Genomic DNA, 15,104 nt, shown 5'->3' with positions numbered 1-15,104 from the left:
CCTGCGTTTACGGGATTATTGTACTGACTGTAATGTAATGGTTTCAGTCAGCAGAATGTTGTCAGAGGCATTACCAACACGAATTTCGTAACGGTCGCCCAGAGCCCAGTCCTTCGTGTGCTCGTCCCAGTAAGCCAGGTCTTTTGCATCAATACTCAGGCTGACAACTTCAGATTTGCCTGCTTGCACAGACACTCGTTCAAACGCCTTCAAACGCTGCAATGGCTTTTCAGAACGTTCGAACAGGTCCTTCACGTACACCTGCACCACTTCGTCACCATCGCGTTCTCCCGTATTTTTAACGATGACATCCAGTTTAATCGTACCGTCTTTAGCGACAGATTTGTCTTTGACGTTCAGGGCTTCCATGTCAAAAGTTGTATAACTCAAGCCATGGCCAAATGCCCACAAAGGCTCTTTTTCGAAATACAGATAAGTACGCCCTTTACTGATGTCGTAGTCATTAAAGGCGGGCAGATCATCCCAGCGTTTAACAAACGTCAGAGGCAGCTTGCCGCCCGGGTTATTGTCACCGAACAGAGTATTGGCAATGGCGTTACCACCCTGTTCGCCCGGATACCAGCTCTGCAGAATGGCTGGAGCTATGGCTTTCAACTCCGGGCTCTCGATAGAGGAGCCACTCTGTAGCACAACGGCTGTTTTTGGATTTGCCGCAACCACGCCCTGAAGCATCTCTACCTGCTCTGGTGGCAGCCCTTCAAAAGCCCGGTCGATACTTTCACGCTCGTATTCAACAGACAGCCCCATGACTGCAATAACAGCATCAGCCTGTCTGGCCACTTCCAGCTCTCCACCTTCAAACTCACTTTCTTCCTGTGGTAGCTGCCAGCCGAAGCGCAGAACGTGTTCTTCAGCATTCTCACGACGCATGGAAATAACGGTGAATTCATAGGTCCGGGTTGCATCCAGCTCCAGATTGGTTGTGGTGCGGCGCAGTTTATTGTTATCACCATGATCACGCATCAGCGGGCCACCATTCACCTGAACGATGACATCGCCCCCCTGATGATCTACACCCAATGTGTACAGGCCACTTTGCGGTGGAACCACGGTTGTTGTGTAGACCACTGAGTAGCGATCGTTTTTGATCCGTCTGTGAGGCTTGTCGTTTATCCAGTGATAATCAATATTGGCAACATTGTCTCCGGCTGCGATTCGTCCTCCGGCATGAGGGTTGTCGTAGTAAGTTGCATTCCAGACACCCAGCCCCTGATTATCCAGAGTGGTTATATTGTCCATTGGAATATCAGACAGTTCATTTTCTGCTGTGGTCCATGGCACATAGAGAACTTCAATATCGTCGCCCAGATAGTTGCGAATGCCCTGCAGAGGCGTTACCGGATCAGTTGCAGTACCACTGTATGTTCCATAGTTGAGTACGTCTGCGTTTGGACCAACTACTGCAACCGTTTTCAGTTCTGATTTATTCAGTGGCAGAAGCGGGCTGCCGTCTTCAAGTGGCTCGTTCTGCAACAGAACCATGGATTTTTCTGCCAGCTCCAGAGCAAGGTCCTTAAAGGACGCCATGGTTTCAAAAGGCAGGTCTTTCCAGGGTGACAGTTCCTCTGGGTCGAACATGCCCAGCTTTAAGCCAACACGTATGGTGTTACGAAACGCCCTGTCCAGTTGGCCCACGTCCACCATGCCCCGTTCAATCGCTGTAATCAGTTCTCGTCGGAATATGCGGGTATTATCAAAATCCAGCGTTTCTGCGTTCATGACCGCAGCGCCGGATTCTACATAGTTGTCATAGATTTCATGGCCTGTAAAACCGCGTTCGCCCCAGCCTTTGGTGACCATCAGTACAGAGCCGTAGTCGCCCAGTACAAAGCCATCAAATCCCCATTCACCACGCAGGACATCACGAATCAGCCAGGTATTTGTGACCGCAGGTTCACCGTTCAGGGCGTTGTAAGCGGTCATGATGATTTGTGCGTTACCTTCTTCAACGACCTGTTTATAGGCTGGGAAATAGTATTCGCGCAGTTGCTTTTCGGAGATATTGGCATTGCCGTGGAAACGGTTGTGCTCCTCATTGTTGGCAACAAAGTGTTTGGCACCGGCAGCAGTTTTCAGGTATGTCGGGTGATCACCCTGCAAACCCTGAACATAAGCGGTTGCCATCATGCCGTTAATCAGAGGGTCTTCGCCGTAAGCTTCCTGGGTACGTCCCCAGCGAGGGTCGCGGGCAATGTTGATAACCGGAGACCAGAATGTCAGGGGGCCACGCTGACCACGGCTGATCACCGGACCATTGTGATACTGGGCGCGCGCCTCATCCGATACGGCATCCCCCATACGCTTCATGGCTTCCGGGTCCCAGGTGGCTGCCAGTCCTATGGATTGAGGAAATACCGTAGCCGTATTCACCCGTGGTGATGCAAGGCCATGCAGCGCTTCGCCCGGCATATAGGCTTTCATGCCATAGCGTGGCACACCCGGATTCCACAGGGTAATCATGTGACCTTTTTCTTCTGGTGTCAGGCGTGCCGTAATGTCATCCAGCCGTTCTTCAATAGAAAGTGTATGGTCATAAAAAGGGATGTCAGGGCGTATCACTTCTTCAGCTATGGCAGAACTGCACAGAGATACAGAAACCGCGATACTCATAATTTTTTTTAAATGACGCATCAAAATATCTTTTTAAAGAGTTTTTAGAGGAAGGTTCGTTTTTGAATGACAAAACGAGACTGACATCGTGAGTTAATTACTGATTGGGCAAATTGATCGTGATCAAGTAAGAAAAAATTAAGAAGTAACAAAAAGTAACAGGCGGATGATATTTTGATGATTAGCAGGGTTGCTGACAGGCTGGTGGAAAACGCAGCCTGTTCAGGTCATTAATCAATAGCTGTTTTTATATGTGGCCAGACGTTATCAAAAATCATTGGCTGGGCTTTTGCCACCGGATGAATGCCGTCCGGCTGGTTCAGCTCCGGGTGACCTGCCACTCCATCCAGAAAGAAAGGCACCACCGGAACTGTATATTGTTCGCCGAGATCATGAAAAACCTGGGTAAATTTTCGGGTGTAGGCAGGTCCGTAGTTAGGAGGGATCATCATTTCAAACAATAAAACATCCACGTTTTTTTTCTGTGCCTGCTGAATAATCTGTTCCAGATTACTGGACATGGATTTCAGCGGAGTCCCGCGTAAACCGTCGTTTGCTCCCAACTCCAGCAACATCAGTTCCGGTCGATGTTCTTCAAGAGCGGCGGGTAAACGGCTGAGTCCTCCGGCAGTGGTTTCACCACTGATGCTGAGGTTGACCACCTTCCAGCCAGACTTGGTTTGATGGAGCTTTTCCTGTAATAAAGATACCCAGCCCTGTTGTATTTCAAGACCATAAGCGGCACTGAGGCTGTCTCCATACACCAGCAGGGTTTTCTGATTGACTGGTGCGCCAGAAGCAGCCTGTGCGACAAGTACTGACAAAAAAATAAAACTGGTTGCTAAACGACGAATGACTACAAACAAGAACGCATCCCCTCACGCTGCTGCTCACACGATAGCTGTTATGGCAAAGACTCTGGAGAAACAGGTCATTGCCCAGAGTGGCACACTCACCATACTGTCCGGACTTGACCTTCAGATCAAGTCTGGCGAATCCGTTGCGATTGTTGGCGCTTCCGGTTCAGGGAAGTCGACACTGTTGGGGATTCTTGCCGGTCTGGATTTACCGACTGGCGGAGAAGTTCACCTGGCTGGCCATCGTGTCGACACTCTGGATGAAGATGAGCGGGCAAGGGTGCGCGGTGATCATACCGGCTTTGTTTTTCAGTCCTTTCAGTTACTGCCTAACCTCACGGCATTGGAAAATGTCATGCTGCCGCTGGAATTGTCGGGTAGTGAACAGGTAACAGAGAGCAGTCGTGCGATTCTGCAGCGGGTTGGTCTTGGAGAACGGCTGGATCATTACCCAAAACAGTTGTCGGGCGGAGAGCAGCAGCGGGTGGCGATTGCCAGGGCATTCGCTGGCAGTCCGGATATTCTGTTTGCTGATGAACCCACGGGCAATCTGGACGAAAAGACCGGTGAAAGTATTATCCGGTTATTGTTTGAAGTGAATCGTGAGCGGGGTGCCACCCTGGTGCTGGTCACTCATGATATGGGGCTGGCTTCCCGTTGTGACCGGGTACTCCGGTTAACAGGGGGGGCGATTGTTGAAGAGCAGCACAAGGTTGAGGTGGCGGTATGAACGCTACCCGGTTGTCTCTTCGGTTCCTGATGCGAGACTGGCGTTCAGGTGAACTCTGGTTGCTGGTTTTATCACTGCTGATGGCCGTCAGCGTCAGTACAGCCATTGCTATTTTCAGTGAACGTCTGCAGCTGGCACTGGGGCGACAGGTGGCTGAAGTCATGGGGGCTGACATGATGATTCGCAGCTCCAGCCCTTTGTCCGCTAAAGTGCAGACCGTATTGGATGCCCAACCTCTGGAACAGGCTCAGCTATTAGAGTTCCCCACTGTTGTTCTGGCAGGTGATGAAATGCAGATGGTGGCTGCCAAGGCTGTCCCTGACAATTATCCACTGCGTGGGCATGTTCGTATTGCCAGCCAGCCTTTTGCGGAAGACCGGATCGCAGCAGAGGTACCAGCACCGGGTGAGGCGTGGCTGGAACCAAGATTGTTCTCTTTGCTGGGCGTTAAGATCGGGGATTCGCTGGAAGTGGGTGAAACCAGCCTGGTCATCACCCGGGTCATTACCCTGGAAACGGATCGGGGAGGCAGCTTTTACAGCCTCGCCCCCCGGATGATGTTCAACCTTGCTGATGTGCCTGCTACCAATGTGATTCAACCTGGTAGCCGTGTCAGCTGGAAAACGCTGATTGCGGGCGAAAGCCGGGATTTAAAAGCGTTCCAGAGCCAGGTGAAGCCTCTGCTCAACAACAGCGAACGTTTGTCCCTGGCTGAAGACAATCGACAGGATTTAAGAAACTCTGTCGTACGACTGAGACAGTTTTTAGGGCTGGGCAGCCTTGCTGCTATTTTGCTGGCAGGTGTTGCCGTTGCCATGTCCAGCCGTCGTTTTGCTGAACGACGCTTTGATGCCATTGCGGTGATGCGCTGTGTTGGCGCGACACAACAGCTGGTAATGAAAATCCTGATTGGAGAGTTGCTGCTGGTCGCGGTGCTGGTGGGCGTTCCCGGGGTTTTTCTGGGCTGGCTCCTGCAGGCTGGCGTGCTGCAGCTGCTGAAAGGTGTTCTGCCTGGCTGGCTGCCTGAGGCTGGTTTTATGCCGATGCTGGTGGGCGGGGCTACAGGCGTGATTACGTTGATTGGTTTTGGGTTTGCTCCCTTGCTTCGGTTACAGGAGGTCACCCCGTTACGTGTACTTCGTCGTGACCTGACGCCGGAACCGCCCGGAGCCTGGCTGGTTTATGGGTTGTCTCTTGGCGCAATGATCACGCTGCTGTGGTATCACACCGGTCAATTCATGATGACGGTAGGTATAACACTGGCAGGCGCTTTGATACTGGCGCTGATTTCCCTCTGTATAAAAGTGGTGCTGGGTTTAATGCACAAACGGTTGCTCCGTCACTCCCTGCCGCTGCAGTGGCGACTGGGCTTGAAGCGTTTATCTCAGGAACGTGGTCAGACTACGGCTCAGATGCTGGCATTTTCCCTGATCTTTATGTCGATGGCCATTGTGCTTCTGCTGCGTACTGTTTTGCTGGAGCGCTGGCAGCAGCAGTTGCCTGAGGGAACGCCTAACTATTTTGCCCTGAATGTACAGCCTTCTGAAATAGACAGCTTTCGTCGTTTTCTGGAAGAACGACAGATTGGTCGCAGCACAATATATCCGATTGTCCGGGGGCGGCTGACACACATTAACGGAGTGCCTGCAAAAGAGGCTGTGTCTGAAGAGCAGCGAAACCATAACTCGTTAAACCGTGAGCTAAGCCTGACCTGGTTAAATGAATTCCCGGAAGGCAACCGCCTGGTAGAAGGCCAGTGGTGGCAGGAAGGCAAAGGCTCGGAGCTGTCGGTGGAAATGAGCATTGTTGAACACCTTGGTGTCGCGCTGGGGGATCGGCTGACGTTTTCCATTTCCGGTCGTGAGGTGACGGCAACGATAACCAGTCTGCGCAGGGCTGACTGGGAATCCTTCCGCCCCAACTTTTATATGATGTTTCCGGAGCGGACGCTGGGGGATATGCCAGCCAGCTGGCTGAGCAGCTTTTATCTGCCGCCGGACAGGCGGTTGTTGTTGAATGAATTTGTGCAGGCTTTTCCAACGGTTACATTGCTCGACCTGGATGCCATTATCAGTCAGGTTCAGAGTATGGTGAAGCGATCCACACTGGCCGTTGAAGGCATGCTGGTCGCGCTGTTTCTGGCCGGATTGCTGATGATGGCGTCGGCTATTGAGTCCAGTCTTGACGCACGCCTGCGTGAAGGCGCCCTGATTCGTTCTCTTGGAGGTACCCGGCAACAGCTGTTGCGACTACAGGTGGGTGAGTTTGTGGTACTGGGCATTTTGTCAGGCTTAATTGCAGCGGTTGGAACTGAGCTTTGTAACTGGTGGCTTCACAACTATGTGTTCTGGATGAAGTGGCAGCCAGCTGTGTGGCTGTGGATGGCACTGCCTTTGGCAGGGGGATGCCTGATTGGGTTGTCGGGTTGGCTGGGGGTTCGACGGGTTGTCCGGCAGTCTCCAATGGGGGTATTGCAAACTGTTTAAATTTTGATCAGCTGTAAGGCGAAGGCTCTGGAAAGCGTTGTTCTGAACGTTATCCACAGGTCATTCAGAGGCTTGATCAGTTAATTTGTGAATAAGTGGATAAGTTTTTCTGAGCAGTGTTGTTAATGTTTTGAAATGTCGTGTTAGAGTGGAATGATCTGGCTGATATTTCTGGTCAGGTCATTCTCTGGGCCATGGACAAAAAAGCCGCCCGGGTGTTGATGGTGTCAATGCTTCGGGTTCTTTGCCAAATAGTTGTTTGCCAAATAAAAGGACAACCGCATGAGCCACCGCGAAGAAGCCTATCTGTGTTTACTCTGCCTGCGTGACAGCACTCGAAGAATTGCCCGGTTGTACTGGACCTATATAAACCTCAGAACCCTGTCTGGCGAGGTGCCTCCGATTCTGGTTGTGATGCTGAGCGTTCTGTGTGACAAACAGGATGGTCTGCACCAGAGGCTGCTGGACAGTTACCCCGATGATATGGAACAGGGTAAATGGCATGATCAGGGAGAACAGAGCCGGAAGCTGTCTGAGATGACGGAAGAGACCCAGCAGGAGTTGCAGAAAATCTGCATGACTGAGATGACGATGATCGTGCTGGTTGGCAAAATGATGGAGCAATAATTCGGGGGGAATTCGGAATAATATCCGGGGTGGAGTTGTGGATAACTCGTTGGATAACCTGATGAAGAGTTGTTAAAAAGCTGCTGTCATGCTGTTTGTACTTATCACACGGTTATCCACCGATATGTTCTGACCTGAGGCTCACTGTTTCTTCTCCGTTCTGCCGCCTTTTAAGACTCACCTTTTTCCTCTTTGCGATTACCCTTCAGCATGCGTTTAAAGTGATGGGCAAAATCCTGCGGGTTTTCAGTGTGTGCGGTTGGGACAGGCGATTCTTCAAAAGTATACACAGGTGTGACCTGGTGACTGGTGACCCCAACAAGAATATCCTTGTCGCCGACACGGATCAGGCAGACTCTGGCATGGCTTGAGAGTGGTGCGCTGGCTATAACGGTAATGCCCTGTCCAAGGGTTGGTGAGCCGGGGTTTATTTTCTTAACCAGCCAGGCCAGAACAAAAATCAGTATGATCACCAGAAGCAGGGGCATGACCACCTGCATCAGGCTAAGGTCTTCAATCCCGGGCTTTTCTTCTTCTGCAAACACACGAGCTGCAAACAGACAGGTCAGTAAACTGTAATACCGGATAGCCATTTATTTGTTCCGTGGTCGCCGGCCGTGGCTGTTCTTCGACTATAAAACGACCATCAGGTAATAACAAGCAGCCTCATTTTATGTGTCTTTGGCTGACCAGCTTAAACAATATCAACAGCCAAACGATAACAGTGAATAAGCGGCTTGCTTCTGAAGGATTAAAAAAATGAGTCAATCGCTGTCACTGAGTATCGAGAAAAAGCTGAAACAGGGCTATCTGGATCTGTCTGAGGCGCACCGGAACAGGGACTGGGCATGGCTAGCCGATCTGGAGCCAGAGGTCAGAAATATCATTCAGGATATGACAAAAGACAAGGCTGTCCTGACTGAAAACGCACAGCGGTTATTAGATGATCTTGAGTGGCTGTATCAGGAAATGATTGATACTTGTGAGCAGGAGATAAGCCAGATTAAAAAGCAGGTCCTGGCCGGTCAAAAACGTCAGGAAGCCCTTTCTTCTTACCTGAGCCGTCAAAGTAATACTGACTCGCAATGAACCCTCATGTTTTAACGGTTTAAAGGCTCAATCACTCCAAAGTGGTGATACAGTAACAGTGTAACTGCTTCAATGTTTTTCTGGTCTAAGCCGTCCACAACTGGAAAACAGGTTTCTCTTTATCAAAGCTTTACGATTTCTTGCTTCAGTACCGCGTATTTTCTCCAGAGCCTCCGGGGTAAGGTATTTCATGGCATGGCTGTACTCATGACAGGTCGCAGTATCCAGTTTTTTGTTTATTTGTATGTACTTGGGAACGGTGCAGTAGGTCAGTAAACTGCAAAAGCGCAGCATGTCTATGGACTCGCGTTGAGGATGTGCGCCTTCAACACACTGGGACACGGCTATTCTGTCCGGTACTGGAGGGAAGCCTCCATCTTTAATCATAAACTTGAAGTTGGTCTTAAAGTACTCTGGTGGTTCCCATTGGTCGGCGGGAATGTCTGCTGTCATTTTAGTAGCTTGTGGAAGCAGGGCCATCACCGTACTGGCCCTGAGCAGTTGACTGTTCTGACAGAAGTTCAGGGCTCTGCCAATGTCTTTGCCGGTGGCTTTATCGCCCAGCATCATGGGTAGCAGCAGGTCTGATTTTTCCTGCTGTTCATCCGGCGTCAGATTTTGTTTGGGGGCTTTGACCAGGGTATGAACAAAGTCACAGGCTCGCCTGGTGTCTGCATCGCCCTCAAGAACAACCCTTTTACGGTAATGATTCAGAAAAGCACTCAATTTTGGGATAGCATTACGGTCTTTACCGTAAGCCTCTGCCATTGGCCCGGCTCCCATAAGGTGGAACTGTGTTACCCAGATTTCTGCTGCCTTTTCGGGATTGCTGTCCATCATCGCACCCAGCTCGGAGATCCGGCAGTCGTTTGCCCTGAAAAGATACGTATCCCTGTTTACGAGCATCTGCTGGTAAGTCTCGTCATCCCACTCGTCAACAAGGGTGATCTCGTCGACCGATTCAACGACTCTGGTTTCAAACTGTCCGGGGATCTCTCTGCCGGTGACTTTATCCCGCTTGGCTACCTCCTCAGTCGATTTATAAGTGACCTCGACTTTATCAGGAAAGGCGCGCAGGGCGCGGTTGATCGTATCTATGCAATTTCCCAGCCGTTCTCGTTGAGAAGCCAGCTCTGGAAAATTAGATACCTGATGTAACACCTGTAACTCATAGACTTCCTCAAAGCTCATTGCCTGTAATCTTTCAGCGGTTGAGTAATCGATAAAGTTGGGTACCCGGCCTGCCATATTAATACGAAAAGGGCTGGCTAATGAGTGGGCTTTGTCGTTGTCATGCACGTTGCCCGCTGCAGCACAGAGATCATTATCGATTAGCTGTATTCCGTACCAGGCATCTCCGTCTTCATCTTCACCGGTTTTGGGGACAAAGAAAATATTACTGAGATTACGGTCAACACTGCCCGCAAGATGGTCAAGAAGCTGAGCGTCAGCCAGTGCTTTCTGTGTTTTCGGGTGACTCAGGTTTATGGGGGGAATGTCAACAACCTGCTCTCTGGTCAGCACCAGATCTCTGCTGTGATAGAGTGCTATCAGATCGTCGTCTGACATTCTGCCAAGCTGCGCCTCCAGATCGGGTGAGTTGTTCAAGAGCCTGAAGCTTCTGCCTTGATCAATATATTCACCACGTACAATGCCAGGTACAATTTCCGCATTTTCGGCAAAGTAGCGATCTTCGACGTCACCTCTTTCTGAGACATGCAGACCTTCTACAAATTGCTGGCATGAGCCGGGCTGACCATTATGGATGGCATAAAATGTGGGCGGTGTTAGCTCCTCTCCCATGAGCAGGTCCAGCTCATAAAAATAGACAGACCGGTGGCTTAGTTTGGCTGTCTCTGAATTGTTGCTATTTTCTGAGTTATCAGAAATACCAAATGCTTTGGCGGCTTCAGCATTAATCGTCTGGTCGGGTGTTGAGGCTTTGAAAACGGCAACGAAGGGTTTTTCCCCTGGATTTTCTGCTTTATAAGTTACTTTGGCGATAGAAGCGGAGTTGCCTCTTGCAAAGTTCTCCCGGGCATCCTGTTCATCTTCTGGCAGGTAGATTTTGCCATACTCTCTGGTTATACCAAACAACAGCCTTCTTTCCTGTGCGATGCTGTTTAGTATCTGGTTGACCATTATATGTCGCTTTAATTCCTGGTCAGAGGGAGGTTCTGGCAGAGGATATTTTGCAAGATAATTTCTGGCAGAAGTTTCTATTCTGGAAAGTAGAGCAATTTTTTCTTCCCGGAGCGTTGAGGTGTCCCTGGGAAAATCGTCATATTCGGATGCAAGATTTATCACTTTTGTATATACACTATCAAACCAGTACCCCGGCATGACTCCTTCCATCTGAACTGCATCCCGGTTAGGAATGGGGTTACCAAACAATGGTTTGTCATTGACAGGTTTTATCTTGCCTTCTAAGGGGCCTGCTTCTTCCGGATTATGTGCCCGAACAGAATACCCTTTGAATTTACTTTCTTCTGGCCGGATTGACTCTACTTCATCCCCCTTTGGCAGTCGCAGAGAGAGCATCATATCTGCCTGCTCTAAATAACGATCAGGATCCATAGCTTTTTCCGATATAGTCTGTTCAGCAAATGAAATTTCATCGGGTCAGGTACTTATCAGCTATAACTATCGGCAGAGAGGCTTCAATGAATAAACCTTTTTCACAGGCCTGTGAAAATAATAAAGAGCCTGTTCTACAGGTACTCGCACGCTACTTTGTTCAGGCAGGAAATGTGTTGGAAATTGGTTCTGGCACCGGGCAACATGCTGTCTGGTTTGCCAGGTACCTGCCTCATCTTGTCTGGCAGACATCGGACTTGCCTGAAAACCATCCGGGCATCCGGCAATGGCTGGGTGAAGCCTGTTTACCCAATCTCAAATCGCCTGTAGAGCTTGATGTCAGCAGCAATGCATGGCCTGTTGATCAGGTTGATTATGTATTCTCGGCCAATACGGCTCATATTATGCCGTGGTCAGCGGTGATAAAAATGTTTGCAGGCATCGGTAAGCGGTTAGTGAGTGGTGGCGTGTTTGGGTTGTATGGGCCGTTTAATTATCAGGGAGCGTTTACCAGCGACAGCAATGCGGCTTTTGATTGTTACCTCAGGGAAAAAGCGTCCCACAGGGGGATCAGGGATTTTGAAGCCATCCAGCAACAAGCCGGAGAAAATGGCCTGTCGCTGCTGGAGGATGTTGCCATGCCAGCCAATAACCGGCTGCTGGTCTGGCGCAAAGATTGATTCAGGGATTATTGGCCCAGTCTTCCACCTCGGCATCCAGATAAACGTGTTCCAGTATTTCACCCACCCATGGATAGTCGTTTTCCAGCTGGCGTAACACCCGCAGGGAGACGACTTGGGCAGCAGGCAATGTGCTCCATATTGTTTTGCCCAGGCAGCGCCAGTGATCAGCCTGAACCCGTTTGGGTTTGTTGTTTAGGTAATCAAGCTGATCCTGACAGGTTTCACACACCATCAGGCAGTGGTCAATGTCGGGTTCAGCCGGTACCGGGGCGACTTCCCGGGTTTTCAGTGGCACGCCTGCGGCTTCACACAGTTCGCATTTAGAGCTGGCACGCCGGGCAAGGTCTTTGCCAAGACGATTCAGGGCATCGACCCGTTCCTGATGTTTCTGCAAACCTTTCGCCATAGCGGGACTCCTGTGTAAGTGACTGGTCTGGATAGTAACGACTTCAGTGGGGAGAAGCGACAGATAGTAGATTGTTTGGTGATTTTCAGGCAGGTTTAATAAATCAGCCCCAGAGACTGCTTATGAACGTCCATCGACTTGCCAGCCCCAATTGTGACCAGACAGAGATTGCTGTTGAGCACCTTATCCTGCATTACACGGCGGTGGATTTGCAGGGAACACTGGATCTTTTTATGAACGGTGACAACGAAGTCTCGGCACATCTGATCATTGATACCGAGGGTGGAATTTATGAACTGGTACAATGTCTGGAGGGTAAAGCCTGGCGAGCCTGGCATGCCGGTGTCAGCCGTTACAGTGGCAGGGAGATGTTTAATGACCACTCCATTGGTATTGAACTGGTCAATCTGAACGGCAACCTGTTTTCCTACACGGATGCCCAGTACGAGGCTCTACAGCAGGTGGTGCAGGTGCTTAAGCAGTCTTTTCCGGCACTGGCTGATCCTGAGCAGGTCATGGGGCATGAGCACATTGCCGGTTTTCGTGGCAAGGCGGACCCGGGGTTACAGTTTGACTGGTGTCGTTTTTATCGTGAATGCTACCCTGAAATGACGGCTCCGGAGCGGAAAGCGGTCTGCCCGGAAGCGTTGCAGCAGGCATTAATGCCTCTGGCAGAGCTGGTTGCTGCCGAAGCCTCTTCTGGGAGAACAATGAGGGATGCCCGCTACTGGCAGGTTATCAGCTCTCTAACCGAGTCAGTGGTGAAGCTGCTGAAAGAATAAGAATGGTTAACTGACTATGAAGATTCTTCGCTATTTTCTTGTGTCCGTGGTGGCTGTCTTTCTGTTTGTACTGGCGACTTCTGTCTATTTCTGGTTTTACCTTAATCCGGCACCTGCTGGTAAGCAGTTGTTTGTGAATGGTGTGATACTCACCATGGACGACTATGACACGATTGCGGATGCGGTTCTGGTTGAACGGGATCGAATTGTGGCCACCGGCACTGAAGATAGCTTGAAGAAACAGGCGGACGATGCCCATATCGTTGACCTGGAAGGAAAAGCGCTGATTCCCGGCTTTATCGATACCCACGGACACTTTTTCAGCAGCAAAATGAACATCTCTTTTGCCGATGGGTTAGGCGCTTTAAGCCTGAATGTGGAGAAATACCTTGTTCGTGGTGTTACCAGTGTTCGGGCTGCTTTGCCCCGTCAGGTAGAAAACAAGCCTCTGGAACTCTTGTCGCAAATTGGGGTTATTCCCCAACGGATCTTTATCCAGAAAAACAGCAAATCGTACACCAGCACTCTTATAGAACCTTTGAAAACGATCAGCGACTCGATCGTTCCATCTGAAATTGCGCCATCTGAAAGCGCGCCTGATGAATACGATCAGTCACAAAGAATCATGCTGTTATTAAGACGCTTTACCATTGATGCTGCAAAAGAGCTGGATGTGGACAGGAAAACCGGCTCTATAGAAGCGGGTAAACTGGCGGATTTTCTGGTGCTGTCTGATAACCCCCTGACCCATCAAAGCAGTCTTGGTCAGATTCATGTGGACCAGACCTGGATTGGCGGTGTGCAGCGGTTTAACCGACACCGTTTTTCAGAAGACGATGACCGTTTACCAGCGAGTCAGCCCTAACAGCTTTTGCCCAAGCTCTGTCAGCTTTGCCACCTCCCCATCTTCCGGGTCTTGCTGATAAGGCATGTTCCGCCACTTCTCCGGCGCGCGTCTGGCCTGCCAGAGAGCAATTCGGCTGGCACGGCTCTCTTCCGAATCCTCCGGACACATGGAGATGTACTGGGCAAGCCGGGGCTGATCAGATGTATTGATATTGCCAGAGTGCGGCAGACGTGAATCCCAGATGATCAGGCTTCCGGCTGTGGCTGCAACATTCTTTATTTCGTACCCTTCCAGTTCTTCATCACTGAACCACAGGTCTTTTTTCTGTTTCAGTACTTCCGGCTGTTTGAACAGTTCCGGTACGCAGCAGAATGCACCCTGGCTTTCTTCCGTATCGGTGAGATAGAGAATCCCCTGTAAGCGCAGAGAGGTTATTTTTTGATAAGGGAAGTCAAGATGAATATTGCTTTTATCGAAGGCTTCTGGCTGCCTTTGCGGTGGTTTAAATGACAGCCGGTCAAGCCTGACCCAGAGCTTTTCGGTCGCCAGCAGTTTGGCGAATGCCTGATGGATAGACGGGTGTTGACGTATATCCCAGATGGCCTGATGTTGATGTATGGGAACAATACCATTGTGTCCCAGATCTTTTTTATACCAGCTATCCGGTTTTGTCTGGTCTGCCCCGGTAAACGACATAATAAGCTTTACCACGTCGCTACAGAGCGCCTGGGGAACAATACCGGGTAGAACAATATAGCCTTCGGTGGCTAAGCTGTATTGATGTTGTCTGGTTATGTTCATAACCAGAAGTTTAATGCAGTGTAATGTTCCTGTCCTGCTCTTCCAGACTGTCCAGCAGGGTTTCCACCACATTACGAATCACTTGTGTGTCACGGTTCAGCTCGTGGTATTTAATAATGCCCATCAGCACCTGAGCCAGTGGATAGGTGCGCAGGTACCCTTTTATTTCCTGAGGCTCGACCGATTGCAACGCCTGATCAACAAATTCATTGGCACCCTGGGTAAAACCTGACTGGGCAGCGGCTACCAGTTCTCGCAGGGGTTCGCTGTCTGGCAGGTCGTTATATTTGATCAACAGCCGGGCAAGGGACTCCTGGTAGGTTTCCATGAGCTGTTTTTCCTTGTTATGGCTATCACTGGACATGGGTAATACTCCTGTCTTCAGTACTGTAGATAGCAGACTAAAGATGAACACAGCCCTAACCTATCCGTATATTTCTAATACTTATGGGTTTTATTGGATAATTTGATGGGTTTTTACTGATTCTCAGGTGGTTTCCTCCTTAATGTCCCTGGTCGAAAAACAGCCGGTTGAATATCCTCTCCTGCAACCCAACATAAGCAGCACACTCATGATGTTAATAGAGG

The 15,104-nt window shown here is 50.1% G+C and carries 14 protein-coding genes; 7 read left to right on the top strand and 7 right to left on the bottom strand.

The features are described from left to right. Positions 1-15 precede the first annotated feature (15 nt). Together V5J35_RS10825 and V5J35_RS10820 are read right to left on the bottom strand one after the other, a co-directional pair. Positions 16-2,652, bottom strand: coding sequence for a glycoside hydrolase family 3 C-terminal domain-containing protein (locus V5J35_RS10825; RefSeq protein WP_354011243.1), 2,637 nt, complete (start codon positions 2,650-2,652; stop codon positions 16-18). Between the two features lie 209 nt (positions 2,653-2,861). After that, positions 2,862-3,497 carry an arylesterase gene (locus tag V5J35_RS10820; RefSeq protein ID WP_354011242.1) on the bottom strand — a complete coding sequence of 212 codons (636 nt, stop codon included), beginning with the start codon at positions 3,495-3,497 and terminating at the stop codon, positions 2,862-2,864. Between V5J35_RS10820 and V5J35_RS10815 the strand changes: the two genes are divergently transcribed. The 3 genes from V5J35_RS10815 to V5J35_RS10805 all read left to right on the top strand — a co-directional run bounded on the left by V5J35_RS10815 (position 3,484) and on the right by V5J35_RS10805 (position 7,331). Then, positions 3,484-4,218: an ABC transporter ATP-binding protein gene (locus V5J35_RS10815; RefSeq protein WP_354016342.1), complete on the top strand. Its 735-nt coding sequence runs from the start codon at positions 3,484-3,486 to the stop codon at positions 4,216-4,218. The genes V5J35_RS10820 and V5J35_RS10815 overlap by 14 nt on opposite strands. Next, a complete protein-coding gene (locus tag V5J35_RS10810) occupies positions 4,215-6,704 on the top strand; it encodes an ABC transporter permease (protein WP_354011240.1) in 2,490 nt (829 codons plus the stop codon). Before V5J35_RS10815 ends, V5J35_RS10810 begins: the two co-directional genes overlap by 4 nt. A gap of 282 nt (positions 6,705-6,986) precedes the next feature. Next, positions 6,987-7,331, top strand: a complete 345-nt coding sequence (locus V5J35_RS10805) for a hypothetical protein (protein WP_354011239.1) — start codon at positions 6,987-6,989, stop codon at positions 7,329-7,331. Between the two features lie 170 nt (positions 7,332-7,501). Here V5J35_RS10805 and fliO read toward each other — a convergent pair whose 3' ends face one another. Beyond that, positions 7,502-7,924, bottom strand: a complete 423-nt coding sequence (fliO, locus tag V5J35_RS10800; RefSeq protein WP_354011238.1) for a flagellar biosynthetic protein FliO — start codon at positions 7,922-7,924, stop codon at positions 7,502-7,504. Positions 7,925-8,090: 166 nt separating this feature from the next. Here fliO and V5J35_RS10795 point away from each other — a divergent pair, with 166 nt between their 5' ends. Continuing rightward, positions 8,091-8,420, top strand: coding sequence for a hypothetical protein (locus tag V5J35_RS10795; protein WP_354011237.1), 330 nt, complete (start codon positions 8,091-8,093; stop codon positions 8,418-8,420). A 69-nt stretch (positions 8,421-8,489) separates the two neighbouring features. Here V5J35_RS10795 and V5J35_RS10790 read toward each other — a convergent pair whose 3' ends face one another. Continuing rightward, a complete protein-coding gene (locus tag V5J35_RS10790) occupies positions 8,490-10,997 on the bottom strand; it encodes a hypothetical protein (RefSeq protein ID WP_354016341.1) in 2,508 nt (835 codons plus the stop codon). Positions 10,998-11,083: 86 nt separating this feature from the next. Between V5J35_RS10790 and V5J35_RS10785 the strand changes: the two genes are divergently transcribed. Beyond that, on the top strand, positions 11,084-11,677 hold the full coding sequence (locus V5J35_RS10785) for a DUF938 domain-containing protein (protein ID WP_354011235.1): 594 nt from the start codon (positions 11,084-11,086) through the stop codon (positions 11,675-11,677). A 1-nt stretch (position 11,678) separates the two neighbouring features. Here V5J35_RS10785 and V5J35_RS10780 read toward each other — a convergent pair whose 3' ends face one another. Beyond that, complete coding sequence (locus tag V5J35_RS10780) at positions 11,679-12,086, bottom strand: phnA protein (protein WP_354011234.1); 408 nt, start codon at positions 12,084-12,086, stop codon at positions 11,679-11,681. 122 nt (positions 12,087-12,208) lie between these two features. Here V5J35_RS10780 and V5J35_RS10775 point away from each other — a divergent pair, with 122 nt between their 5' ends. Both V5J35_RS10775 and V5J35_RS10770 read left to right on the top strand, forming a co-directional pair. Beyond that, the gene (locus tag V5J35_RS10775; RefSeq protein ID WP_354011233.1) at positions 12,209-12,868 is read left to right on the top strand and encodes an N-acetylmuramoyl-L-alanine amidase; all 660 of its coding nucleotides are present in this window, start codon (positions 12,209-12,211) and stop codon (positions 12,866-12,868) included. Positions 12,869-12,884: 16 nt separating this feature from the next. Continuing rightward, positions 12,885-13,733, top strand: coding sequence for an amidohydrolase family protein (locus V5J35_RS10770; RefSeq protein WP_354011232.1), 849 nt, complete (start codon positions 12,885-12,887; stop codon positions 13,731-13,733). Here the strand turns inward: V5J35_RS10770 and V5J35_RS10765 are convergent. Then, complete coding sequence (locus V5J35_RS10765) at positions 13,713-14,516, bottom strand: phytanoyl-CoA dioxygenase family protein (protein ID WP_354011231.1); 804 nt, start codon at positions 14,514-14,516, stop codon at positions 13,713-13,715. The two genes, V5J35_RS10770 and V5J35_RS10765, sit on opposite strands and share 21 nt — an antisense overlap. A gap of 10 nt (positions 14,517-14,526) precedes the next feature. Further along, on the bottom strand, positions 14,527-14,880 hold the full coding sequence (locus V5J35_RS10760; RefSeq protein ID WP_354011230.1) for a hypothetical protein: 354 nt from the start codon (positions 14,878-14,880) through the stop codon (positions 14,527-14,529). Positions 14,881-15,104 lie beyond the last annotated feature (224 nt).

Origin of the sequence: Endozoicomonas sp. NE40, assembly GCF_040549045.1 — a bacterium.
GTDB classification, from domain to species: domain Bacteria; phylum Pseudomonadota; class Gammaproteobacteria; order Pseudomonadales; family Endozoicomonadaceae; genus Endozoicomonas_A; species Endozoicomonas_A lisbonensis.
The sequence above is the reverse complement of the archived record's forward strand: the minus strand, read 5'-3'. Positions and strand labels throughout refer to the sequence as shown.